The 21676-nt window shown below is 59.1% G+C and carries 22 protein-coding genes; 14 read left to right on the plus strand and 8 right to left on the minus strand.

Annotated elements, in window-relative coordinates:
- Position 1: 1 nt before the first annotated feature.
- Genes MHK00_RS03035 through MHK00_RS03060 form a run of 6 tightly spaced genes read left to right on the plus strand, consistent with a single transcriptional unit; the run spans position 2 to position 5649 of the window.
- On the plus strand, positions 2–823 hold the full coding sequence (locus MHK00_RS03035; protein WP_005327654.1) for an ABC transporter ATP-binding protein: 822 nt from the start codon (positions 2–4) through the stop codon (positions 821–823).
- Positions 820–1647, plus strand: coding sequence for an NUDIX hydrolase (locus MHK00_RS03040; protein ID WP_250410359.1), 828 nt, complete (start codon positions 820–822; stop codon positions 1645–1647). Before MHK00_RS03035 ends, MHK00_RS03040 begins: the two co-directional genes overlap by 4 nt.
- Positions 1644–2777: a THUMP-like domain-containing protein gene (locus MHK00_RS03045; RefSeq protein WP_250410361.1), complete on the plus strand. Its 1134-nt coding sequence runs from the start codon at positions 1644–1646 to the stop codon at positions 2775–2777. Before MHK00_RS03040 ends, MHK00_RS03045 begins: the two co-directional genes overlap by 4 nt.
- 24 nt (positions 2778–2801) lie before the next feature.
- Entirely contained in the window at positions 2802–3584 is a 783-nt protein-coding gene (locus tag MHK00_RS03050) for an electron transfer flavoprotein subunit beta/FixA family protein (RefSeq protein ID WP_250410363.1), read from the plus strand.
- Positions 3585–3592: 8 nt separating this feature from the next.
- Positions 3593–4534 carry an electron transfer flavoprotein subunit alpha/FixB family protein gene (locus MHK00_RS03055; protein ID WP_250410365.1) on the plus strand — a complete coding sequence of 314 codons (942 nt, stop codon included), beginning with the start codon at positions 3593–3595 and terminating at the stop codon, positions 4532–4534.
- Complete coding sequence (locus MHK00_RS03060) at positions 4534–5649, plus strand: cysteine desulfurase family protein (protein WP_250410367.1); 1116 nt, start codon at positions 4534–4536, stop codon at positions 5647–5649. The genes MHK00_RS03055 and MHK00_RS03060 overlap by 1 nt, the downstream gene beginning before the upstream one ends.
- Here the strand turns inward: MHK00_RS03060 and MHK00_RS03065 are convergent.
- Entirely contained in the window at positions 5646–6815 is a 1170-nt protein-coding gene (locus tag MHK00_RS03065) for an HNH endonuclease signature motif containing protein (protein ID WP_250410369.1), read from the minus strand. The genes MHK00_RS03060 and MHK00_RS03065 overlap by 4 nt on opposite strands.
- 209 nt (positions 6816–7024) lie before the next feature.
- Between MHK00_RS03065 and MHK00_RS03070 the strand changes: the two genes are divergently transcribed.
- Complete coding sequence (locus MHK00_RS03070; protein WP_250410370.1) at positions 7025–8185, plus strand: glycoside hydrolase family 25 protein; 1161 nt, start codon at positions 7025–7027, stop codon at positions 8183–8185.
- Here MHK00_RS03070 and MHK00_RS03075 read toward each other — a convergent pair.
- Complete coding sequence (locus MHK00_RS03075) at positions 8166–9002, minus strand: spermidine synthase (protein WP_250410372.1); 837 nt, start codon at positions 9000–9002, stop codon at positions 8166–8168. The genes MHK00_RS03070 and MHK00_RS03075 overlap by 20 nt on opposite strands.
- 94 nt (positions 9003–9096) lie before the next feature.
- Between MHK00_RS03075 and mnmA the strand changes: the two genes are divergently transcribed.
- Positions 9097–10182: a tRNA 2-thiouridine(34) synthase MnmA gene (gene mnmA / locus MHK00_RS03080; RefSeq protein ID WP_250410374.1), complete on the plus strand. Its 1086-nt coding sequence runs from the start codon at positions 9097–9099 to the stop codon at positions 10180–10182.
- Here mnmA and MHK00_RS03085 read toward each other — a convergent pair.
- On the minus strand, positions 10175–10543 hold the full coding sequence (locus MHK00_RS03085; protein ID WP_005323358.1) for a PH domain-containing protein: 369 nt from the start codon (positions 10541–10543) through the stop codon (positions 10175–10177). The genes mnmA and MHK00_RS03085 overlap by 8 nt on opposite strands.
- A gap of 77 nt (positions 10544–10620) precedes the next feature.
- Between MHK00_RS03085 and MHK00_RS03090 the strand changes: the two genes are divergently transcribed.
- The gene (locus MHK00_RS03090; protein ID WP_250410376.1) at positions 10621–11535 is read left to right on the plus strand and encodes a uroporphyrinogen decarboxylase/cobalamine-independent methonine synthase family protein; all 915 of its coding nucleotides are present in this window, start codon (positions 10621–10623) and stop codon (positions 11533–11535) included.
- Here MHK00_RS03090 and MHK00_RS03095 read toward each other — a convergent pair.
- Together MHK00_RS03095 and MHK00_RS03100 are read right to left on the minus strand one after the other, a co-directional pair.
- Positions 11532–12653 carry an ATP-binding protein gene (locus tag MHK00_RS03095; protein ID WP_250410378.1) on the minus strand — a complete coding sequence of 374 codons (1122 nt, stop codon included), beginning with the start codon at positions 12651–12653 and terminating at the stop codon, positions 11532–11534. The genes MHK00_RS03090 and MHK00_RS03095 overlap by 4 nt on opposite strands.
- A gap of 69 nt (positions 12654–12722) precedes the next feature.
- Positions 12723–13394 (minus strand): 3'-5' exonuclease, encoded by a 672-nt coding sequence (locus tag MHK00_RS03100; RefSeq protein WP_250410380.1) that lies wholly within the window; start codon positions 13392–13394, stop codon positions 12723–12725.
- Between the two features lie 45 nt (positions 13395–13439).
- Between MHK00_RS03100 and ligA the strand changes: the two genes are divergently transcribed.
- The gene (gene ligA / locus MHK00_RS03105) at positions 13440–15509 is read left to right on the plus strand and encodes an NAD-dependent DNA ligase LigA (RefSeq protein WP_251068430.1); all 2070 of its coding nucleotides are present in this window, start codon (positions 13440–13442) and stop codon (positions 15507–15509) included.
- Between the two features lie 10 nt (positions 15510–15519).
- On the opposite strand, the gene MHK00_RS03110 is transcribed toward ligA, so the two are convergent.
- Complete coding sequence (locus tag MHK00_RS03110; protein ID WP_250410384.1) at positions 15520–16179, minus strand: ACT domain-containing protein; 660 nt, start codon at positions 16177–16179, stop codon at positions 15520–15522.
- 180 nt (positions 16180–16359) lie between these two features.
- Here MHK00_RS03110 and gatC point away from each other — a divergent pair, with 180 nt between their 5' ends.
- The 3 genes from gatC (at position 16360) to MHK00_RS03125 (ending at position 18749) form a co-directional block, all read left to right on the plus strand.
- Positions 16360–16680: an Asp-tRNA(Asn)/Glu-tRNA(Gln) amidotransferase subunit GatC gene (gatC, locus tag MHK00_RS03115; protein WP_218840749.1), complete on the plus strand. Its 321-nt coding sequence runs from the start codon at positions 16360–16362 to the stop codon at positions 16678–16680.
- A complete protein-coding gene (gene gatA / locus MHK00_RS03120) occupies positions 16681–18168 on the plus strand; it encodes an Asp-tRNA(Asn)/Glu-tRNA(Gln) amidotransferase subunit GatA (RefSeq protein WP_250410386.1) in 1488 nt (495 codons plus the stop codon). It begins immediately after the preceding gene.
- An 86-nt stretch (positions 18169–18254) separates the two neighbouring features.
- On the plus strand, positions 18255–18749 hold the full coding sequence (locus MHK00_RS03125) for an META domain-containing protein (protein WP_250410388.1): 495 nt from the start codon (positions 18255–18257) through the stop codon (positions 18747–18749).
- Positions 18750–18822: 73 nt separating this feature from the next.
- Here MHK00_RS03125 and MHK00_RS03130 read toward each other — a convergent pair whose 3' ends face one another.
- Positions 18823–19146: a hypothetical protein gene (locus MHK00_RS03130; protein WP_005323344.1), complete on the minus strand. Its 324-nt coding sequence runs from the start codon at positions 19144–19146 to the stop codon at positions 18823–18825.
- Positions 19147–19193: 47 nt separating this feature from the next.
- Here MHK00_RS03130 and MHK00_RS03135 point away from each other — a divergent pair, with 47 nt between their 5' ends.
- Positions 19194–20585, plus strand: a complete 1392-nt coding sequence (locus MHK00_RS03135; RefSeq protein WP_250410390.1) for an MFS transporter — start codon at positions 19194–19196, stop codon at positions 20583–20585.
- Here MHK00_RS03135 and MHK00_RS03140 read toward each other — a convergent pair.
- Positions 20582–21502, minus strand: coding sequence for an IS3 family transposase (locus MHK00_RS03140; RefSeq protein ID WP_250410392.1), 921 nt, complete (start codon positions 21500–21502; stop codon positions 20582–20584). The genes MHK00_RS03135 and MHK00_RS03140 overlap by 4 nt on opposite strands.
- Between the last annotated feature and the right edge of the window lie 174 nt (positions 21503–21676).

Genomic DNA, 21676 nt, shown 5'->3' on the forward strand with positions numbered 1-21676 from the left:
AATGGAAGGCGTGAACGACGTAACTCCCACTGATCAAGATTGGCTCGTAGATTTTCGCGGCGTCGAGCTGCGCCGCGGGGGCAAGACCCTCGTCGGACCCGTGGACTGGCAAGTAGAGCTCGATGAGCGCTGGGTCATTATCGGCCCCAATGGCGCGGGCAAGACCTCGCTGGTGCGCATGGCCGCGGCCGAAGAGTTCCCCTCGAAAGGCACCGCCTTTTTGATGGGGGAGCAAATCGGCAAAACCGACATGCGCGATCTGCGCGCGCTTATCGGCATCTCTTCCGCGGCGGTGCAATCGCGCATCCCGGACACTGAGCGAGTGGACGATCTAGTTGTCTCCGCTGGCTACGCAGTGCTGGGCCGCTGGCGGGAAGAATACCAGGACATGGATTTCTCCCGCGCGGATGACATCTTGGCGCAGGTTGGCGCCACCCACCTCAAAGAGCGCACCTGGGGGACCCTGTCTGAGGGAGAAAAGAAGCGCGTCGTCCTCGCACGCGCACTCATGTCTAACCCGGAGTTGCTCATCCTCGATGAGCCGTCCGCAGGCATGGACCTGGGAGGCCGCGAAGACCTCGTGGGATACCTTGGCAATCTAGCTATGGATCCCGATGCCCCAGCGATTGTCATGATCACCCACCACGTGGAGGAGATCCCCTATGGCTTCACCCACGCCATGCTGCTGGATGAGGGTAAAGTTGTAGCAAAAGGACTGATTAATTCCGTCCTTACCTCCGAAAACCTGACTCGCGCCTTCCACCAGCCCATTCAGGTGGACCGCATTGGACAGCGATACTTCGCCCGCCGAGCTTCTCTATGACCAATCCTTTTCATGACCGTCTCGATGCCATTGACGCCAGCGATACCACCGGCTTCCACGGTGGGCGCCTGGCGGCAACCGTCCTGCTCCTGCGGGACGGCGCTGATGGTCTTGAAGTGTGGGTACAAGAGCGCGTCCACACCATGCACAACTACCCGGGGCATTCAGTATTTCCGGGTGGCGGTGTAGACCCGCGCGACTTTCCGCCGCGTGCCTGGGACTCGGGCGAGCTATGGGCCGGAAAGTCTGTCATCTCCTTGGCGCGCCGGATGGGCGTGACCAAGTACAAAGCCCACGCCCTTGTTTTCGCCGCTGCCCGCGAGCTCTTCGAAGAGGCAGGCACCCTTCTCGCCATCCGCGAGGACGGCATCGTCTCCAATGCGCGGCGCTATCACAAGGAGCGAAAGCTCCTCGAAAACCACACCATTTCCTTTACCGAATTCCTCAGCAATAACGGAATGCGCGTCGACGCCGATATGCTCCTTCCCTGGGCGCGTTGGGTAGGAAAGGGGAAAAGCCATTGGTTCGACACCTTCTTCTTCGTTGGGGTGTTGCCCTCCGGCCAAGAACCCGATGGGGATACCGATGAAGCAGACGATGCCGGATGGTTCTCCCCGCAGCTCATCCTGGACGGCTGGCGCGCCGGGCTGGTGCGCCTTGTCATCCCCACGTGGGCACAGATGCAAAGGCTGAGCAAGTATTCCTCCGTACAAGAGGTCCTAGAGGATGCGTCCTTTTCGGACCTGCGCCCCGTCATTGGGGATCCGCGCGAAGATCCCCGTTACCGCGAATTCTTTTCCACCACCCCTTTAGACCGAATATGAGTTATACCCCCGCAGAAGTCGACTTCCTTGCCGAGCATCAAGAGGAAATAGCACACCTCGACCTCACCTTAACCAAGGCTTCTCGGCTCAAAGACACCGAAATCCTCAAAGCTAAGTTCGGTGAGTATGGCCGCGCGGTCATGGAGCTGGTAACCGCCCGCAATTCCGGAAAGCTCCCGCACGATTGGCTTATGGACGCAGACTCTGCCCAGCAAGCAACCCCCATCGAAGTAGCGGCGTATCGGACGAAATTCCTCGCCGAGCAGGGGGTGCGCAGCGTCCACGACGTCACCTGTTCCATCGGCACCGAAGGCTATAATTCTCCGCTCGACTACATCGGCTCAGACCTGGATGAATCACGGGTAAGAATGGCCAGGCATAACCTTTCTTCCGCCAAGATTTTCCGCGCGGATGCGCTGACGACTACTACCACCGCCGATGTTCTCCTTGCAGACCCGGCCCGCCGCGCCGGTGGCAGGCGAATCACGCGGCCGGAGGATTTGGTGCCACCGCTCCCGGAGGTCGTCGATAAGCATCGCGACAAGGAACTGGCCATCAAGTGCGCTCCTGGCCTTGATTTTAGCGAGTGGGACGGCCTCGTCACCGTCGCGAGCGTCGATGGCGGGGTGAAAGAAGCCTGCCTTTATACCCCAGGCCTTGGCCGTGGCCGAAGAGCGGTAATGATTCGAGGAAACAAGCTGGATGTTCTCGACGACCACGCAGACAACCTACCCGATGCGGGAGACATTGGCAGTTACCTCATCGACCCGGATGGGGCCATCGTTCGAGCGGGATTGGTCCAGCACTACGCGGCCAGGGAAGGGCTGCATCAAATCGATCCGCGCATCGCATACCTGACAGGAGAGAGGATTCCGGAGGGGACTTCGGGATTTCCATTCATAGAAAAAGTACCCCTAAAGAGATTAAAATCCGTACTTAAATCCTATGACGCAGGAAGCTTAGAAATCCTTGTACGCGGGGTAGAAGTGGACCCTGACCAGCTGCGGAAGAAGATGAAGCTGAAGGGGACGAGGCCTTTTGCGGTCATCATTACGCGAATTGGCTCACAGGGAATCGCCTTGCTGTGTCAACCCCGAGTATCATCGTCCGAGGATAATTACGCAACATAAATATATCGGAAAGGTGAGTGCCCAATGCCAACTATCGTGGCTCTGGTCAAACACGTGCCGGATACGTGGTCTACCAAGTCTTTGAACGATGACCACACCCTGGATCGCACCTCCGTGGATAACGTCATTGATGAGGTTAATGAGTACTCCGTGGAACAAGCCCTGCGACTGCGCGACGATAACCCCGATGCGGGCTACAAAGTCGTAGCACTGACGATGGGGCCGGCCCAAGCCGACGAGGCATTGCGCAAGGCTTTGGCCATGGGCGCCGACGATGCCGTGCTCGTCTCCGATGATTCCCTGGCCGGAGCGGACGCGCTATCGACCGCGTGGACCCTCAATGCCGCGCTCAATAAGCTTGACGACGTCCAGCTGATCACCGCCGGCACCGAAGCTTCCGACGCCTCCACCGGCCTGCTTGCCGGTCTGCTCGCCGAATACCGCCAGCTGCCGGCCCTTACCGGCCTGCACAAGGTAGAGCTAGCTGACGGCACCCTGCAGGGCACCCGCGAGGATGCGCGCGGCACCTGGGAACTCGAGGCACCACTGCCGGCGATCGTTACGGTGAACGATAAGAGCGACAAGCCACGATTTCCCAACTTCAAGGGCCTGATGGCAGCTAAGAAGGCGGAAATCACCACCTTTACCGTGGCTGACCTGGGCATCGAAGCCATCGCGCCGACGACCTCCGTGGTGGCCGCTGAGAAGCGCCCGCCGCGCACCGCCGGCGAAGTTATTTCGGAGCCTAACCCACAGGACGCAGCGAAGAAGATCGCTGACTTCCTGTCCGCTAAGAACTTGATTTAGGAGTAGATATGTCGCACGTTTACGTACTAGTTGAGCACGACGCGGACAACCTCCTTCCCGTTACCGGCGAGCTGATTACGGCCGCGCGGGAATTAGGTACGGTGTCCGCGGTGGTCGTCGGCAAGCAGGCCGATAAGTTCGATGCCGACCTTGCCGCCCTCGGTGCCGCACAGGTGGTTCAGGCAACGGCCGAGGATTATGAACAGCGTTTCCTCACCCCGGAGGTTGATGCCCTGCATGCGCTTGGCGCTGCGAACCCAGCGCCCATCGTGCTGGCCGCGACTCCGACCAATAACGAGATTGCCGGCCGCCTAGCCGCCCGCCTCGCCTCTGGCGCACTGGTCAATGTTAGTGGCATCGCCGCCGATGGCTCCGCCCAGATGAGCATTTTTGGTGGTTCCTATGAGACCACCTCTACCGCTACCGGCCAGTGCCCGATCTACACCCTTCGACCCGGTGCGGTTGAGGCTGCACCACAGCAGGTGGAGGCGCAGCCGGCGCCGATGCCGTTGCCGGCCGCCACGGGCAAAGATGTCAAGGTAACCTCCTTTACTCCGGCACAGAAGTCCGCACGACCGGAAATTACCGAGGCCAAGGCAGTCGTCGCCGGCGGCCGTGGCGTGGGCGACGAGTTCGGCGCCGTCGTCGAGCCGCTTGCCGACGCCCTCGGGGCCGCAGTCGGCGCCACCCGCGACGCCGTCGATGAAGGCTTTTATGACGCCGCCTATCAGATCGGCCAGACCGGTGTTACCGTCTCGCCTGACCTTTACATCGGCTTGGGCATCTCTGGCGCTATCCAGCACACCTCCGGTATGCAGACTTCCGGCACCATTGTGGTGGTCAACCAAGACCAGGATGAGCCGTTCTTCCAGATCGCTGATCTCGGCGTCGTGGGCGACCTGCATGAAATCGCACCGGCCCTGACCGAGGAACTGAAGGCGCGCCAGTAATGCCGCACTACTTCGACTATGCCGCTACCCAGCCGATGCGCCAGAGCGCGATTGACGCGTGGGTGGCGGCGGCCGGCTCCCTCAATTCCGGCGCGCAGTATGGTTCCGGCCGCAAGGCTCGGTCCGTACTGGATGATGCCCGCGAAAAGGTCGCTTCCCTCCTCGGCTGCGAGCCCATCGAAGTCATCTTTACCTCTTCTGGCACCGAGGCGGACAATATCGCCATTCAGGGCCTCTACGCGGCTGGGCAAACGAACCGCATCATTTCTACCGATATTGAGCACCCGGCCGTGCGCGATACTGTCTCTAAGCTGGAGAAAACCGGAGCAGCTGTCGATATCCTTCCCGTCGACCGTTCCGGGCACATTGCAGATCTGTCGGCCCTAGACACGCTTGCCGACGTCGCTACCTGCATGTGGGCCAACAACGAGACCGGCGCCATTCAGCCCATCGAAGAGATAGCCACACGTGCGAATGCGACAGGCACACCCGTGCACGTGGATGCGGTGCAGGCCGTGGGCAAAGTTCCCATCAATTTTTCTGATCTAGGGATCGCCAGCCTCGCCGCCAGCGCCCACAAGTTCGGCGGCCCCCGCGGCATTGGTCTGCTTTTGGCCAAGCGCAGTCCTGCGCCCCAGCCGATTGCCTACGGCGGTGGCCAAGAGCGGGGCATCCGCCCTGGCACCGTGGACGTGGCGGGCGCTTCCGGTCTAGCTGCGGCGTTGGAGGAATCCGTCTCCGAAATCGCCTCCCAGGGTGAGCGAATTGCTGCTCTCCGCAATAAGCTGCGCGACGGAATTCTCGCCACCATCGACGACGTAGTGGTCAACTCTGCCGAGCCGTGCTTGCCGTCCCACCTGCACGTCTCATTTCCCGGTGCTGATGGCGATAGCCTCATCATGCTGCTGGATTCCTTGCAGATCGAGGCCTCTACCGGCAGTGCTTGCAGCGCTGGCGTAAACCGCATGTCTCATGTCCTCGAGGCAATGGGCGTAAGTGAGGCGGAAGGAATCGGTTCCCTGCGTTTTACTCTCGGCAGGCTTACTTCGGAAGAGGATGTTGACTACGTCTTGGCTCATCTTTCGGAGATTATTTCACGAGCCCGTTCCGTCTAGCTATCATTCCTTTCTTTCGCCGCAGCTCGCCGGGCGGCGATAGCTTGGCCTACCGTTAGCGCCCAGTTCTTGTTCTTGGGCGCTAGCGGTCCTTGGGGCTCATCGTATTCCCAGCGGCCATCGTCAAAGAGCCATACTATGTCTCCAGTATGCGGATCCATGATGTAGAAGGCACCACCATCGGTTTTGATGTTGTGGTGATGCTGGCAGAGTGATGCCAAGTTGCTCCCCGCCGTTTTTCCTCCCTGTGCATGGTCAATCCGGTGGTCCTTTTGGCAGTTTTCTGCGGGACGATTACAACCTGGCCAGCGGCACACGCCATCGCGGCCTTCCACGTAGGCGCCAATGAGCGGGGGAGTAACGTAGCTTTCGCTCTCCATCCTTTTTGCAAGGTCCATATCCCGCGTCTGGGTGGGACGCAGACTGTCAGCGGTCTCAGGGCTTACCCATCCGAATCCCCGGATAAATGCGGGAGCAGCCTCCTGGTCGTGGGCTCGGTACATATGAAGAACCACTTTTGCCCGCGACTCAATTTCGCCCAGAATCAACTTGGCTAGGGCTTCAGCTTTCGTGAGGTTATGCTCTTCGGCTGCCTTACTAACGTGTTCATCGATGGCTAGCATGGTAGCTTCATCGAATTCCACTGCTAGCCCGGCCTTCCCACCGAAACTGTGGTAGGTGAAATAGGAGTCGTTCCCTGCATCAGGCTCTTTATCTTCATTGGGGTGTGGGTCCTCCACAGCGATGAGGCCATTTAGTTTTCGCCGCAAATTCGTATTCGAAGGCAGTACCTGGCCGGGCTTCGTGGGGGTCAGGTAACGCGCAAGCTCTTGGTCTATCCGCTCGAGAATTTCGGTCGGGATGTCGCCCAGCTTGCTAAGCACGGCGTCGATAGTAATAAGACGAGAGAAATCCAGGAAGTAATAGGTGTCCTGGAGCGCCTTTGTGAGTGGTAGCTCTGCGAGTCGATAAAGGGCCATTGTTATGTCTCGCGTGCGCCGCTCGCTTAAGCCCGTGCGGGTGGAAAGTGTGTGGCAAGATATATCGAAATCTTCTTCTAGGTCTGGCTTCGTCTCATTCCAGAATAGGTAATCTTGTTTTCTGATTTCTGTGGCTTTAACTGCAAGTGGATCGTTGGGGTCATTGACTATGTAGTAGGCGTCCAAGATTAAATTCCCCGATATGTAGAACATGTGTGCTTAACGTCATGGTGAATATTTTAAGGCGTACCCTGCCCCTTTGCAAGGTGTATGGGCAAAAATGTGTTCTAAAGGGATGTATTCCAAGAGGGGGCGAAATGGAAGTAAAGAAAATTATTTCAAGTGGTGCGTGTTAAAGATGTGACAGGAGTGAAGGTGTTGCTAGACTCACGCGCATGACTTCAAAGAAAGCACTCCGAAAGAGCATTACTGCGGTAGTCACCGTGGCTGCACTAGCTGTAAGTGGTACCGCCATTGCCCAGGCGGTGAGCTTTGGTGCACCTAAGGGCATTGACGTGGCGGCGCACCAGCATCCGGGCGGTACGCCCATCGATTGGTCTAAAGTGCGTTCCGACGGACAGTCCTTTGCATTTGTGAAGGCTACCGAAGGCGGGGATTGGGTAAACCCCCACTACGTACAGGATATTCAGGCGGCTAATGCTGCTGGACTCAAGACCGGTGCATACCACTACGCACGTCCGGCTGGCGACGCCAAGACTCAAGCAGCGAACTTTGCCGCGCAGATCGCCCTTGCCCCGAATCAGACATTGCCTCCTGCACTTGATATCGAGGTGACGGAAGGGAAGTCTGCGGCACAGCTGGAGCAGTGGATTGAAGAATTTACTAGCGAGCTCAAGCGTCTTACTGGACGCACGCCAATGATTTACACCTACAAGTACTTCTGGATGGGGCAGATGAATAACTCCCAGAAGTTCTCGGATATGCCACTGTGGCTCGCGGCCTATCAGGACCAGGCGCCTGAAGCGGTGGGCGGATGGAACGAGCTATCTTTCTGGCAGCGTTCTGGTTCTGGCAAGGTAGCAGGCATTTCTACCGATGTTGACATGAACCTGTTTAATGGTTCCAAGCAGCAGCTGCGGTCTTTTAGCGACGGCAATTACGTTGACGTCGGCGGCGCGCTAGAGCAGCTGGTTGTGAGCGATGGGCTTGACTTGAGCTCCGATAGTACGCCGCTCATCGGCGCTATTTTAGCCCTGGCGGCGGGGCTGATTGCGATTCCGCAGCTTGCCGACGCCGCCGAAAAGTCCGGCCTCGATCCCGAAGCAGCGAAGGGCTTGGCTTCCTTCGTAAAGACCCTGCAAGACAAGGATGCCCTTCCAGTGGAGGACTTGGGTGATATGGCCAAGGGCAACTTCTCCGTCAGTGACCTAGCTATCCTGCTGGACAATGCCGGTCACGTGAACAACGTTAAGTCAGGCAACGTCTCCGAGTCGGAGGTATCGGAAGTTAAGAATGCCGCCAAGAACGCCGGCGCTGACGTACCCGACTTTGATGCGGGTCAGGCGGCTACGCTGCTTAATCGAGTGCTGCAGTAGCGCCAGCGAAAAACGTGCGGGTCCACTCCTCGTCCTTGTAATGGGCAGGAACGGCCCCGCCTAGGAGTGCCTTTGCCAGCTGGGCGGCTTCGACGGAGCCCTCGGCTGGCATTTCTGTATCAGAGGCCACCAAAATGATGTTCCCGTAGCGTCGGCCTTTGAGCATCGGTGGGTCTGCGATGACAGCGAGGTGGTCAAATACTTTATCCAGTCCCGCCAGTTCGCTCTTTGCCAGCTGTAGATCGGAATGATCACCGCAGTTGGCCACGTAGAGGCCGCCCGCCGCCAGCGACTGTTTTGCCGCCTGAAAGAACTCCACAGTGGTGAGGTTGGCTGGTGTCTTGTCGCCGGCAAAGACATCGCGGATGATGATGTCGCGGCTGGACGGAAGGAACCCCTCGGTTTCTGTGCGGGCCTCGCCGGCACGGATTTTGACGGTGGGGGAACGGGGGACGTCGAAAAGCGTACGCACCAACTCGCCTAACTTGGCGTCGAGTTCGACCACTGTGTGGCGGCTGCCCGGAAGCTTGCTGGCAAAATAGCGCGGAAGGGAGCATCCCGCGCCGCCTAGGTGGGTCACGCGGAGCTTATTCGCGGGCCGAGAATTGAGGTGCTCTACCGCTGCCGCAATCCAGCGCATATACTCAAACTCCAGCTCCTCCGGCTCACCGAGCACAATGTGGCTGCTCGGCACGCCATTAACGTTGAGAATATAGGCGCCGTCGCGAAACTCATCCGGCACAACCTCGGCTGTGCCGGTAGAAATATCGTAGGTGCCGGTAATTCCCGGTTCGGTGGAAGCTCGCTTTCTGCCCATGTCACACAAGCTTAGGGAATGGATTCGATTTAAACCGCGTTGGGGCTAGGGAGTAGACTTTCGGGCCTGTAGTCAAGGTGAAATGGGGAGCACAATGCGAGTATTGGTTGCCATGTCCGGCGGCGTGGACTCATCGGTTGCCGCCGCCCGCGCAGTAGAAGCCGGCCACGAGGTGATTGGCGTTCACCTCGCGCTGCACAAAGACGCACAGCAGACCAGGGAAAAGGCCCGCGGATGCTGCTCATTGGAGGATTCGGCCGATGCCCGCCGCATCTGCGATAAGCTGGGCATTCCCTTTTATGTCTGGGACTTTTCGGAAGAATTCAAAGAAGAGGTCATCACGGACTTCGTGGATTCCTACGCCCGCGGTGAGACCCCCAATCCCTGTCTGCGTTGCAACGAGAAGATTAAGTTCCGGGCGCTGCTGCAAAAGGGCATGGCGCTTGGCTTCGATGCGGTTGCGACGGGCCACTATGCCACTATCGACGAGGACGGCTATATGCGCCGCTCCTTGGATGAGAATAAGGATCAGTCTTATGTGCTCGGCGTGATTTCGGCCGAGGAGTTGGAGCACTGCTTTTTCCCCATCGGCGATACCCCCAAGCCGCAGATCCGTGAAGAGGCTGCCGCGCACGGTTTTTCCACCGCGAAGAAGCCGGATTCCTATGACATCTGTTTCATTCCAGACGGCAATACGCAGGCCTTTTTGGGCGCACGCATTGGGCTGCGCCCCGGCATGATCGTGGACCAAGAGGGTACGGAGCTCAAGGAGCACGATGGCGCGTGGAACTACACCATCGGCCAGCGTAAGGGCTTGGACATTAAGGCGCCGGCTGCCGACGGTCGCCCTCGCTACGTCACCGATATTGATGCTGCTACCGGCACGGTTACCGTCGGTGCCCGCGAGGACCTGGCCGTGACCTCTATCCAGGCCGATCGCCTGAAGTACCTCCACCCAGGCATGGATGGGGATTTCGAATGCGAGGTTCAGGTGCGCGCACACGGCTCCGTGGTGCCCTGTACCGCCCACGTTGATCGCGAGGCGGACGAAATGCGCCTCGAACTCAAGGAGTCGCTATCTGGTGTTGCCCGCGGCCAAGCGGCGGTGCTGTACTTGCCTTCGCCGGACGAGCTGGGAGACATCGTCATCGGCTCCGGCACCATCTGCGGAACTAATTAAGCACGCAGTTGGCGATGAGCCGATCTAGCGCTCGGACATCGATATTGGGTCCAATATTGATTTTGAATTCGCCGGCCTTGGTCCACAGCTGCAGTTCGGCATTGAAGTCAAGGAGCTTTCCGGCGTTTTCCGTGGACCACATGTTGATGGAGGAATAGGGCAGGGAGTACATCTCCACCTTTTTGCCTGTAAGGCCTTGCGCGTCGCGGATGATGAGGCGCCTATTGGTAAATACGGCGGCATCACGGACGGTCTTGAAGGCGCAGACAGGATATTCCTGTTCGGCCAAGACGGTGGAGATGTCCTGAGGGATTTCGCACTCGTTGTAGAAAGTCCAGCCGGAGTATTTTTCCACGCCCATAGTAAGGTTCCTTTCCAAGTGATACGTCGCGTATCGAATAGATAATTCTGAGAAATAATACTAGCGCCGAGGTGAATATGGACGCTTTTGGCTTAGGCCCTATGCCGGGATACTCCATGAGTGAGGCTGCGGACATCGTGATGGGGGAGACGGGTGGTCTCCCGCACCTTCCGCAGTTGCCGGACCGCGGGATTCATGCCGGGGCCATTGGGCGAACAGCGGGCTTGTTGGAAGCAGTCTCTATTGACCGCGGACCACGATCGTGGGTACTCAGGGATCGGCCGCAGCTCATCTCGCATCGGATTGGTGACCAGATGAGCCGCGACCTGGACGAGATTCAGGAGGTGTGGGGCGAGTCAGTCCCGCGCATCAAGGTCCAAGCGGTAGGCCCGTGGAGTTTGGCGGCCGCCGTGGAGCTAGGAAACGGGCACCGCGCGATTACTGATTCGGGTGCTTTCCGGGACCTGTGTGGTGCACTATTGGCCGGAATTCAGGAACACAAGGCACAGGTAGCACAGCGCTTTGGGGCAGAAGTGCGAGTGCAGCTGGACGAGCCCCTGCTTGCCGACGTCCTTTCAGGCACCCTTCCAGGCACCACCGACTTCGATACGATTAGGGCTTTTCCCGCGGACCAAGTCAATGCGACGTTGGCGGAGTTTGGTGCGGACTACCTACGGCTTCGCGAGCCCTTATGGGAAGTGGCAGCGAAGACGGTGCTGCTCGATTTCGCTGGTCTGGCTTCTCCAGAGCATCTCGATGGCTTGGGGCAGTGGATTGATGGTGGCGCTCGCGTCGGATTGGGTGTGGCAGGGCACGATGCTCGCACGGAAGCTATTGCTATTGCACAGCACTTTGACCGCATGGGTTTGTCGCGGGAGCTAATTCCAGGACAGGTTGATATCTTTCCGTGGCCGGTGGAAAAGTCCGCGCACAGCTATTCTTTTGCCGCTGAGGTGGCGGGCATCCTCATCCGCGACGCCGGCGATCTTTAATCGACGCGCCCGCGGCTATCCGTGGTGGTGAAGTATTCGCCCATATAGGGAATGACATAGCGCAGCTTGCCATGTGCGGTGGGTTCGATGAGGTCGGCGTCGATAAGCCGCTGGCGGGTGGCCGACAAGGAACGCACCGTGCGGTCCATGTGGCCCGCGATGTCTGCGATGGCGGCGATGCCTTCGACTTCGACTGCGGCCATCGCTTCCAGGAACTCCCGCTGCGCCGGCGGCAGGGCTAGCGTCGCAGGCTGGTGCACCTGCGCGCCCATGATCGATATTGCATCTGGGGCGATAGAGGTGATTGTCTGCTGGGAAATGCCGCCTTCTTGGTTGCGGCGACTGCGCTCCCACGCCAGTGAGCCGACCAATTGCACGAGGTAAGGGTAGCCGCGGGTGAGTGCGGCGGCGTCCGTAATCGCTTCGTGGCTAAACTCCAGCCCTGAGCCCGAGGCGGTATGTCCGAGCGCCCGCTCGGCATTGGCCGGCGATAAGGGGCCGAGCACGAATTTCTGGGCCCGGCGCAGGAAGGTGACCCCGGGCAGGTCCAGCAAGTGGTTGACCCCCTGCGGCAGGCCAGCGGCCACCAAGGCGATATCGATTTCATCGCGCACCAAGTCTTGGTAGGCCACGGCGATGGTGGTGAGCTCTTCGACGTCGGCGTCTTGAACCTCGTCGATGGTCAGGAGGATTCCGGTTCCCCTTAGCTCGGCGGAAAGCTCGCGTAGGCGAGTATTCAACGTGGGGGTGAAGCGGTCTTCCTTCTGGTGGTCGAAGCCAATCGATCCTACGCCGCCGATGCCGATGCGGCTGACCTTCTTCTTATCGCTGGGCGAAAGCCGCTCGAGAAGCCTCGGAATCGTGGTGTTGACCAGTTCCTCCACCATGGTGGAGCGCCCGGAGGCGCGTAGCGTTACCCAACCGCGCGCTTCAGCAATATCTTCCAACTCGTTGATAAGGACCGTTTTGCCGATGCCCCTAGCTCCGCTTAGCACCATGGACCGGGAGGCATTGCCTGCTGAACCATCGAGGGCAGTGCGGAAACTATCGAGCACGACGCCGCGGCCGACCCAAAACAAGGGAGGGGCACCGAATGTCGGGCGGAATGGGTTGTCCATGCGGCTAGTGTAACCCGTTTTGTCGGAGATTTGGGAGACTTTCGGCTCGAAGTGGAGATTTGGGAGACTTTATCCGATCAGCGGCCACGCAGTCGAGACATCCGAGGCATCGCGGCCCTTGCCTTCCAAGTACTTTTTGAAGGCGACGCGGTCCTCGTACCACTTGACGGCTTGGAACTCCATGAGCTCATTTTCATCCATCTGCGCCAGGTTGGGGTAGTGCTGGCGAACCTGCTTCCAAGCCACGCGGGCGGCCGCGAGGGCGTCGGCAGTAGCTTCGTGAGCATTGCCAAGCTCAACGCCGTAGTGCTCGCACACGGCGCCGAGGGTGCGTTTTCCTTTACGCCACTTATCGCTGACACGGTCAATCACGTATGGGTCATAGACCGGGCCGGTTACCGTAAAGTCGCCGGTCAGGCTGCGCAATACGGTGAGATCAAATGCTGCGTTGTAAACGATCAGCGTCAGGCCATCCTCCCATGCGGCTTTAATTGCTTCGACCGTATCCTTCAGCACCTCCTCGTGCGGGCGGCCCTCGGCGCGGGCCTTTTCCGTAGTGATTCCGTGGACATTGGTCGCTTCCTGCGGAATTTCGATTCCGGGATCGGCAAGGTGCTCTACTTTTTGCACATCACGACCGTCAATGCGGACTAGGGCAGAGGTAACAATGCGAGCTTCTTTAGGGTTGGCCGAGGTTGTCTCAAGGTCGAAGGCGAGCATGCGGGAGGCGTCGAAATTCATGATCCATACCTTAGTAGCTAGCCCCGACACGAGGGATAGCTACACTTGGGCAGCGTGACTAATCCAGTTGATCTGCACCGTGAATGGAATGACCTCGCGCAGGAAGTGCGCCGCCACCGCAATCTGTACTACAACGGTGAGCCGGCTATTCCCGACGCCGACTTTGATGCACTCTTTCAGCGCCTTCTTGCGCTAGAAGAAGAGCACCCAGAGCTTGCCGTGCCTGATTCGCCCACCCAGCAGGTAGGCGCCGCTCCGAGCGGCGGTGAAGATATTGAGCACCTTGAGCGCATGATGAGCTTGGACAATGTTTTTAGCGCTGGCGAGATGCAGGATTGGTTGGATAGAACTCCGGCACAAACTTATCTCACCGAGCTGAAGATTGATGGTTTGTCTATCGACTTGGTTTATCGTGATGGGCGCTTGACCACCGCCGCGACTCGTGGCGACGGCACGGTGGGCGAGGAGATTACTGCCAATGCCCGCGTAATCGAGGATATTCCGCACGAGCTTACGGGAACTGCTGAATACCCTGTCCCGGCGCTTATCGAGATCCGTGGCGAGGTATATATGCGCCCCGAGGACTTCGAGGAGATCAATGAGGAACGCGCGGCTGATGGCAAAGATAAATTTGCCAACCCGCGCAACGCCGCTGCCGGTGGACTTCGCATGAAGGATCCCGCCGAGGTGAAAAAGCGCCGCCTGAAGATGGTGTGCCACGGCTTGGGCGCGCGCGAGGGATTTTCGCCCACCTCACAGCACGATGCCTATAAGGCGATTGCGGCCTGGGGGCTACCCGTTTCCCCGTATACCAAGCAGGTGCACTCGGCCAAAGAGGTTCAGGACGAGGTGGCGCATTGGGCAGAACACCGCCACGACGCCATCTTTGAAATGGACGGACTCGTGGTCAAGGTGGATGACTTGGCGTCGCAGCGCGCGCTGGGTGCGACTTCCCGCGCACCGCGCTGGGCCATTGCCTATAAGTATCCGCCGGAGGAAGTGACCACGAAGCTCAAGAACATTGAGGTGGGGGTAGGCCGTACCGGGCGAGTAACCCCGTACGCAGTGATGGAGCCAGTCTTCGTTTCCGGATCTACGGTGGAAATGGCTACCCTGCACAACCAATCCGAGGTCAAGCGCAAGGGCGTGCTCATTGGGGATACCGTCATTATTCGCAAGGCGGGCGAAATTATCCCGGAGGTCCTTGGGCCGGTGCGCGAGCAGCGCGATGGTAGCGAGTATGAGTGGACCTTCCCGGAGAACTGTCCTGCGTGCGGCACGAAATTGGCCCCACAGAAGGACGGCGATGCCGATTGGCGTTGCCCCAATACGCAGTCCTGCCCGGCGCAGCTCTCGGCACGGTTGGAGTATCTGGCCTCCCGCAAGGCGCTGGATATTGAGGCCTTGGGCGAAAAGGGCGCGATGGATCTGATCGACAACGGCATCCTCATCGATGAGTCGGAGCTTTTTGAGCTCACCGCGGAAAAGCTCTTGGCCTCAGATGTCTATACCGCAAAGAAGGACACCAAAGACAAGCGCTCTAAGAAGGAGGGCAACGTCAAGGTCAATACGGCAGGCCAGAACTTGCTAAACAACCTGGAAGAGGTCAAGGGACGCGACTTCTGGCGCGTCTTGGTCTCGCTGTCCATACGTCACGTGGGCCCGATTGCGGCCCGGGCGCTTGCTTCCCGCTACGGATCCATGGACAAGCTGCGTGCTGCGAAGACGGAGGAGCTTGCTGAGGTCGATGGCGTCGGCATGACCATCGCGCAATCCTTCCACGATTGGTTCGAGGTGGATTGGCATCGCACGATTGTGGATAAATGGGCTGCTGCGGGCGTGGCTATGGAGGTAGCGGCCGAGGATCACAAGGAGCAGACCCTCGAGGGCTTGACCATTGTGGTCACCGGCAGCTTGGAAAACTTCACTAGGGATTCCGCGAAAGAAGCGATTGTCTCTCGTGGCGGCAAGGCCACCGGTTCGGTGTCGAAGAAAACCTCCTATCTAGTAGCAGGTGCAAACGCCGGCTCGAAGGAGGATAAGGCTCGCGAGCTGGACATCCCGATTCTCAACGAGTCGCAATTCCAGCAACTACTAGAAACCGGCGAAGTCTAATTCGCTGTGGCTATTTGAGGAAGCTACCCAAGATGGTGCCGATGTGGCCCAAGTGCTCGACCTCGGAGGCGAGGTAGTCAGGGCCGCCGGTTCGCCCCATGGCGATGACCAATCCGGTATCGCCGAGTGGGGCGGCGGCGAGTGCTGAGTCAAGCAGGGACCAGCTTTCGGGTACCCACTCGTCGCGCTCGGGCTGGAGGACGCGGGCGCTTTCGACCTCAATGTCGTGAGGAACGGTGCCGTCATCTTCCGGCGCTGCGTTGGACGAGGCCAGGCGGCGGATAGGCTCGTTATTATCAATGACGATGCACCAGGTGGAGGTGAGTGCCTTCGGGATCGCCGCGACAACCTCTTCCATAGCCGCAGTGACATTGGTGGCATGAGCTACACGCGCGAGCAGCTCGATCTGGCCGCGGCGGTCTACCCGGCCGCTAAACGGGCGGATGGAGTCAATTTCCACGCCGTCGACGGAGGAGGCGGCGGTGATAAGCACATCGGCCATGGCGCCTTGGGGTAGCTCAATGACGATGTCATCCATGACCGTTCCGTCGGGGAAGTTTTCTACGATGTCGACTGACTGGATATTGCCGTCGACGAGTCCAAAGGCGTCGGCAAGCTGGCCCAAGCTGCCAGGGGAATCGGGGAGCAGTACACGGATCAAAAAGGACATGGTCTCGCACGCTTTCGGTTGTTTGTAGTCCCGAACATGATACGTGCGTCACAATGGCGGCTTCAAGCAACGCAAATTTGGGGTGACGCGGCAGCCGTCGCGGTAGGTGCAGTACCATGGGTCGTTAGCAATTCACATAGTACATGCTTAGTGTGAATATTTTTCACGCGCATGTCGATTATGCAGATAAAGGATGGAGTTCGCGTGTCTGAGATTTCGCGTGATGAGGTAGCCCACCTCGCCAAGCTTTCCCGCCTGGCCCTCAGCGAGGAAGAGCTAGCCCAGTTTGCAACGCAGATTGATGAAATTGTTGATTCCGTTTCCGCGGTAGGAAACGTGGATACTGAGGGTGTGGAACCGATGAGTCACCCGCACTCCGTGGACGCCCCGATGCGCGAGGATGTTATTGTGCGCACCCTAACTGCAGAACAGGCTTTGGATCAGGCACCGGCCGTAGAAGATGAGCGCTTCGTCGTGCCGCAGATTTTGGGAGGAGAATAAATGTCTAACCTGACCGTTCCTGCGGAGGGCTTGACCTCTCTGACTGCCGCCGAGCTGGCGGAAAAGATTCACTCCCGCGAAATTACCTCCCGCGAGGTTACTCAGGCCTTCCTGGACCGCATCGCAGAGACCAATGAGGAGCTGAATTCCTTCCTGCACGTGGGGGCGGAAGAAGCCCTCGCGGCTGCCGACGCCGTGGATAAGGCCCTCGATGCCGGCGAAGAGCCTGCCTCTGGTCTGGCAGGCGTGCCGCTGGCTCTGAAGGACTTGCTCGTTACCACCGATGCGCCAACCACGGCGGCGTCCAAGATGCTGGAAGGCTACGTTTCTCCCTACGACGCCACCGTGACCAAGCGTCTGCGCGAGGCTGGAATTCCCATCCTGGGCAAGACCAACCTGGATGAGTTTGCCATGGGTTCTTCCAATGAAAACTCCGCCTTTGGCCCAGCGCATAACCCTTATGACACGGAGCGCACCCCGGGCGGCTCGGGTGGCGGTACCGCAGCTGCACTCGCTTCCGGCCAAGCGCCACTCGGCATTGGTACCGATACCGGCGGCTCCATCCGCCAGCCAGCCGCGCTGACCAATACTGTGGGTGTTAAGCCAACCTACGGCACCGTGTCCCGCTATGGCCTTATTGCTGCGGCATCTTCCCTGGATCAGGCCGGCCCCTGTGGCCGCACGGTCCTGGATACCGCGCTGTTGCACGAGGTTATCGCTGGCCATGATGCTTTCGATGCGACCTCCGTGGATAAGCCGGTAGCACCGGTTGTCGCCGCCGCACGCGAAGGCGCCAAGGGTGACCTCTCTGGTGTCAAGGTCGGTCTTATTAAGCAATTTGAGCGCGATGGCTGGCAGGAAGGCGTGATGGAGAACTACCACGCTGCCGTCGATCAGCTGCGCGAGCAGGGTGCCGATATTGTTGAGGTTGATTGCCCCCATTTCGATGACGCCCTGGCGGCGTACTACCTGATCATGCCGTGTGAGGTCTCGTCCAACCTAGCCCGCTTCGACGGCATGCGCTACGGACTGCGCGCTGGCGATGACGGCTCCCACTCCGCGGAGCAGGTCATGTCCCAGTCCCGTGCAGAGGGCTTTGGCCCCGAGGTAAAGCGCCGCATCATGCTGGGCACCTATGCGCTGTCCGTTGGCTACTACGACGCCTACTACCTGCAGGCGCAGCGCGTGCGTACCCTCATTGCGCAGGACTTTGCCCGCGCCTTCGAGCAGGTTGACGTGCTCGTTTCCCCGACCACCCCGACTACCGCATTCAAGCTGGGGGAGAAGGCCGAGGATCCGATGGCAATGTACAACTTTGACCTGTGCACCCTGCCGTTGAACCTGGCCGGCCTGTGCGGCATGTCTGTGCCCTCCGGTTTGGCTAGCGATACCAACCTGCCCACCGGCCTGCAGATCATGGCTCCGGCTTTCGAGGATGACCGCCTCTACAAGGTGGGCGCTGCCTACGAGGCTGGCCGCGATAAGTAAAACGCCGCCTGTGGAGTCCCTGACGATTCCATAAGGATTTCTTTACCCCCGTTGAATTTATATTCGGCGGGGGTAAATTATTGGGCATGCATTTCAAAAAGACCGCACTATTTTCGTTGTCCGCCGCTGCACTGATGGGCGCTGGTGCCGCCAACGCCGCGCAGGTCCCCGACATCGATCCGGGGTTTAGCATGACCGCGCCGACTCAGTCTGACCTGATTTCTCCGCTCCCGGAGGGTGCCGAGAAGCTGGAGCCTCACGTGGAAGGCCAGACCATCACCGGCGAGCTCCACTCCGTCAAGGAAGATGGCAAGCTGAGCGTCACCTTTGCCAAGGACCGCACCTTGGTAGTCAATGATGGCTGCAATATCTACACCACTACCTACGAGGTGGCTAAGGACGGCACCATCAGCGTGGGCGAATTCAACTCCACCCGCGCGGCTTGCGACGAGCATACGCAGCAGCTTTCCGACGCCCTTCGTGGCCTCCTCGACTCCAACCCCTCCTTCTATAACCTCCCCGGCGGCACCGTTGCCTTGGGTAGCGAGGATGCGGCGGTTGAGTTCACTGTGGCCAAGTAGGAACCAACGGCAGTCAGGATAGAAGAAAGCGCACCATGTCGAGGGACGTGGTGCGCATTGGTGTGGGTGGGGACTATTTGGCGTCGGAAAGCGCATAAGCCGCGCCCGCCGAAGCTGCGGTGACGCTGAGTACCGCCGGCCACGCACCGATCTTCTTGGCCAGCGGGTGGGAGGCGCCGAATGCGCCCACGTAGAGTGCGCACAGGCCGGCAGTGGTAGCCGGGGTGGTTTTCTTGGCCCAAGAGCGACCCGCCCAGACACCGGCAGCGGCGAGGATTACGCCGCCCAGCGGGCGAATGCCGGTCTCGCGGGCGGTGACCCAGCCACCGATAAGGCCGAGGGTGACAGTAGTGGCGGTAGAAACGTCTTGGGGCTTTTTAATATCGATCATGGACATGTGACCAGTCTAGGTCGACATTTCTCGGCCCGCTAGACTCTAAGGCCATGACTGTGGAGACGCATCTGCCGCCCGAGCGCCAAGCATGGCGCGCCATGTTTGCATTGTCCCTCGGATTCTTTGTATCCCTGCTGGACCAATCCATGGTGGCGGTGGCGCTGCCTGATCTGCAACGTGAGCTGAGCGCAGGGGTAAACCACACCATGTGGGTATCCGCGGCCTATTTGTTGGCTGTGGTGGTGCCGCTGCTCTTTTCCGGCCGCTTGGGCGATGTTTTAGGCCAGCGCCGGATGTTCTGTTTGGGTGTGGGCATTTTCGGGCTGGGTGCGGTGGCGTGTGCCGTGGTGCCCACTGTGGAAGTACTCATTGCGGCGCGTGCCGTGCAAGGCGTGGGTGCGTCCCTCCAGATGCCACAGACCATGTCCGTTATCAATCGGATCTTTGCACGTGAGCGCCGTGGGCGCGCACTGGGTGTGTGGGGCGTCATTGGCTCGGTAGCTGCACTTGCCGGTCCACTCGCCGGTGGCTTTCTGGTCGGGCACTTTGGGTGGCAGGCCGCCTTTTGGGTACACGTTCCCTTCGTGGTGCTAGCCATTGTCTTCGCGCTGCTGTGGGTGCCTGAGCTACCCACGACCGCGCAGTCTATCGATGCGCCCTCGGCCATCGTTTCGCTCATCGCCTTGGCGGCAATCGTCTTTGGTATTCAGCAGGGACCGGTGCTTGGCTGGGGATGGACCATTTGGCTGATCCTGCTCGCCGGAGTTGCCGCTAGCGTCTGGTTTATTCGATTGCAGGCAACTGCCCAGGCCCGCGGGTCGAGTCCGCTGGTGCCGCTGGCGCTATTTAGTGACCGCAACTATCTGGCGGGCTCGGTAGGCATCATCGCAATGGGGTTCATGGCGGCCGCGGTGATGCTCCCCATCATGCTGTGGCTGCAGACCATGCAGGGAGTGCCTGCGGGCGAAGCCGGCATCATCGTGGCTCCTATGGCGCTGGTGTCTCTCCTGATATCTCCGCTCGCTGGCATCATGGCGGATTATGTTAACCCGCGGATCCTGGGGGTGCTGGGATTTTCCATCCTGATACTTTCGCTCCTTGCGGCATGGTGGGTCATGCAGGTCGACGCCCTTCCGTGGGTCCTCGGTCTACCCATTGCCGGGCTCGGCGTGGGACAGTCCTTCATTTGGGGTTCCAACGCAGCTACCACCTTGCGCGATATCTCGCCGGAGCTCATGGGCGCTGCCTCCGGTGTGTACAACACCTCCCGCCAGGTGGGTTCCGTGGTGGGAGTTGCCCTGGTATCCGCAGTTATGCAAACGGGTAGCCCAGAGACGGCAATTATTAATTCGCTGCTCGTCATCGTGGCTGCGCTGGTGGTTGGCCTGGTTTCTGCCCTAGGTTTTAGGGACACTCTGAAGTGCCCCGGGTTTTGTTCCTAGGCGTTTGCCTTGATTTCTATTATTTCCTGTGGCGGGTTCTGCTTCCAAAATTCGGTTTCGACCTCGACCGGGGTTCGGTAGTCCAAGCTTTGGTGGAGCCTAGTCTCGTTCCACCATGACACCCACTCGAACGTCGCGATTTCTACCTCGACAACATCATCCCACCTGCGAGCATGGATCAGCTCGTTCTTGTAGGAACCATTAACATTTTCTGCCAGAGCATTGTCATAAGAATCCCCGACCGTTCCGGTGGAAGCGGCAATCCCGTGCTGGGCAAGTCGCTGGTTGTAGACAACGCTGACATACTGTGAGCCGTGATCTGAATGGTGAATGAGACCTGTTGTTTCCTCAGCACACACGATCGCCTGGTTAAGAGCTTGCAGCGGCAGTGCTTCCGTCCGCATCGAGTCTGATAACGCCCACCCAACGATCCGTCGAGAGTAAACGTCGGTGACAAACGCGGCGTACACAAAGCCTTTCTTCGTGCGCACATACGTAATGTCGGCCACCCACAGTTTATTCGGGCCCTGAGCTTTGAACTCACGCTCGACCAAGTCCGGGCGCAGATCAGGCACATTAGCCTTACGGGTTGTGAGAGGTGATCTGCCTTTGCCTTTGCCAGAAGCACCGGCCAAGCGCATCAACCGAGCAGTTTGTTCACGACCGATATCAATTCCGTCACGGCGGAGAGCATGCCACATTTTCCGCACGCCGTAGACGCCGTAATTATCCCGATGAACAGCACTAATGCGGTCGACCAGCACAGCATCACGAAGGCGACGAGCACTTAACCCACGGGCCTTGGACTGGCGATACCCACGCGAGGTGATGAACCCACCAGCCCGGTTATCCTTCAACGTCTTACAGATGAACTCGACAGAGAAACGATTCCGGTATTCATCGATGAATCGGATCATTTCCGACGTTTTGGGTCGAGTTCCGACGCGAAAAAAGCTGAGGCAGCCTTCAGTGGGGTTGACCGCAATTCGTGGACACGTAGTGGGGCTACCTAGTGTTTAGGCAGCTATTTCTTTTCTACTGGTGGTTAGACCAATGTGGTTTTCGAAGTCGACGGGACTGACCATTCCTAG

It is taken from the genome of Corynebacterium tuberculostearicum, from assembly GCF_022347385.1.
Classification (GTDB): Bacteria; Actinomycetota; Actinomycetes; order Mycobacteriales; family Mycobacteriaceae; genus Corynebacterium; species Corynebacterium tuberculostearicum_M.

Bases quoted from the DNA above. Each gene is read 5' to 3' on its own strand.
- mnmA (WP_250410374.1), top strand. From the start codon at position 9,097: ATGCGAGTATTGGTTGCCATGTCCGGCGGCGTGGACTCATCGGTTGCC.
- MHK00_RS03110 (WP_250410384.1), bottom strand. From the start codon at position 16,179: ATGTCCTTTTTGATCCGTGTACTGCTCCCCGATTCCCCTGGCAGCTTG.
- gatC (WP_218840749.1), top strand. From the start codon at position 16,360: ATGCAGATAAAGGATGGAGTTCGCGTGTCTGAGATTTCGCGTGATGAG.
- MHK00_RS03050 (WP_250410363.1), top strand. From the start codon at position 2,802: ATGCCAACTATCGTGGCTCTGGTCAAACACGTGCCGGATACGTGGTCT.
- MHK00_RS03140 (WP_250410392.1), bottom strand. From the start codon at position 21,502: ATGATCCGATTCATCGATGAATACCGGAATCGTTTCTCTGTCGAGTTC.
- MHK00_RS03100 (WP_250410380.1), bottom strand. From the start codon at position 13,394: ATGAATTTCGACGCCTCCCGCATGCTCGCCTTCGACCTTGAGACAACC.
- gatA (WP_250410386.1), top strand. From the start codon at position 16,681: ATGTCTAACCTGACCGTTCCTGCGGAGGGCTTGACCTCTCTGACTGCC.
- MHK00_RS03040 (WP_250410359.1), top strand. From the start codon at position 820: ATGACCAATCCTTTTCATGACCGTCTCGATGCCATTGACGCCAGCGAT.
- MHK00_RS03060 (WP_250410367.1), top strand. From the start codon at position 4,534: ATGCCGCACTACTTCGACTATGCCGCTACCCAGCCGATGCGCCAGAGC.
- MHK00_RS03075 (WP_250410372.1), bottom strand. From the start codon at position 9,002: ATGGGCAGAAAGCGAGCTTCCACCGAACCGGGAATTACCGGCACCTAC.
- MHK00_RS03035 (WP_005327654.1), top strand. From the start codon at position 2: ATGGAAGGCGTGAACGACGTAACTCCCACTGATCAAGATTGGCTCGTA.
- MHK00_RS03095 (WP_250410378.1), bottom strand. From the start codon at position 12,653: ATGGACAACCCATTCCGCCCGACATTCGGTGCCCCTCCCTTGTTTTGG.
- MHK00_RS03070 (WP_250410370.1), top strand. From the start codon at position 7,025: ATGACTTCAAAGAAAGCACTCCGAAAGAGCATTACTGCGGTAGTCACC.
- MHK00_RS03130 (WP_005323344.1), bottom strand. From the start codon at position 19,146: ATGTCCATGATCGATATTAAAAAGCCCCAAGACGTTTCTACCGCCACT.
- MHK00_RS03085 (WP_005323358.1), bottom strand. From the start codon at position 10,543: ATGGGCGTGGAAAAATACTCCGGCTGGACTTTCTACAACGAGTGCGAA.
- MHK00_RS03055 (WP_250410365.1), top strand. From the start codon at position 3,593: ATGTCGCACGTTTACGTACTAGTTGAGCACGACGCGGACAACCTCCTT.
- MHK00_RS03045 (WP_250410361.1), top strand. From the start codon at position 1,644: ATGAGTTATACCCCCGCAGAAGTCGACTTCCTTGCCGAGCATCAAGAG.
- MHK00_RS03135 (WP_250410390.1), top strand. From the start codon at position 19,194: ATGACTGTGGAGACGCATCTGCCGCCCGAGCGCCAAGCATGGCGCGCC.
- MHK00_RS03125 (WP_250410388.1), top strand. From the start codon at position 18,255: ATGCATTTCAAAAAGACCGCACTATTTTCGTTGTCCGCCGCTGCACTG.
- MHK00_RS03090 (WP_250410376.1), top strand. From the start codon at position 10,621: ATGGACGCTTTTGGCTTAGGCCCTATGCCGGGATACTCCATGAGTGAG.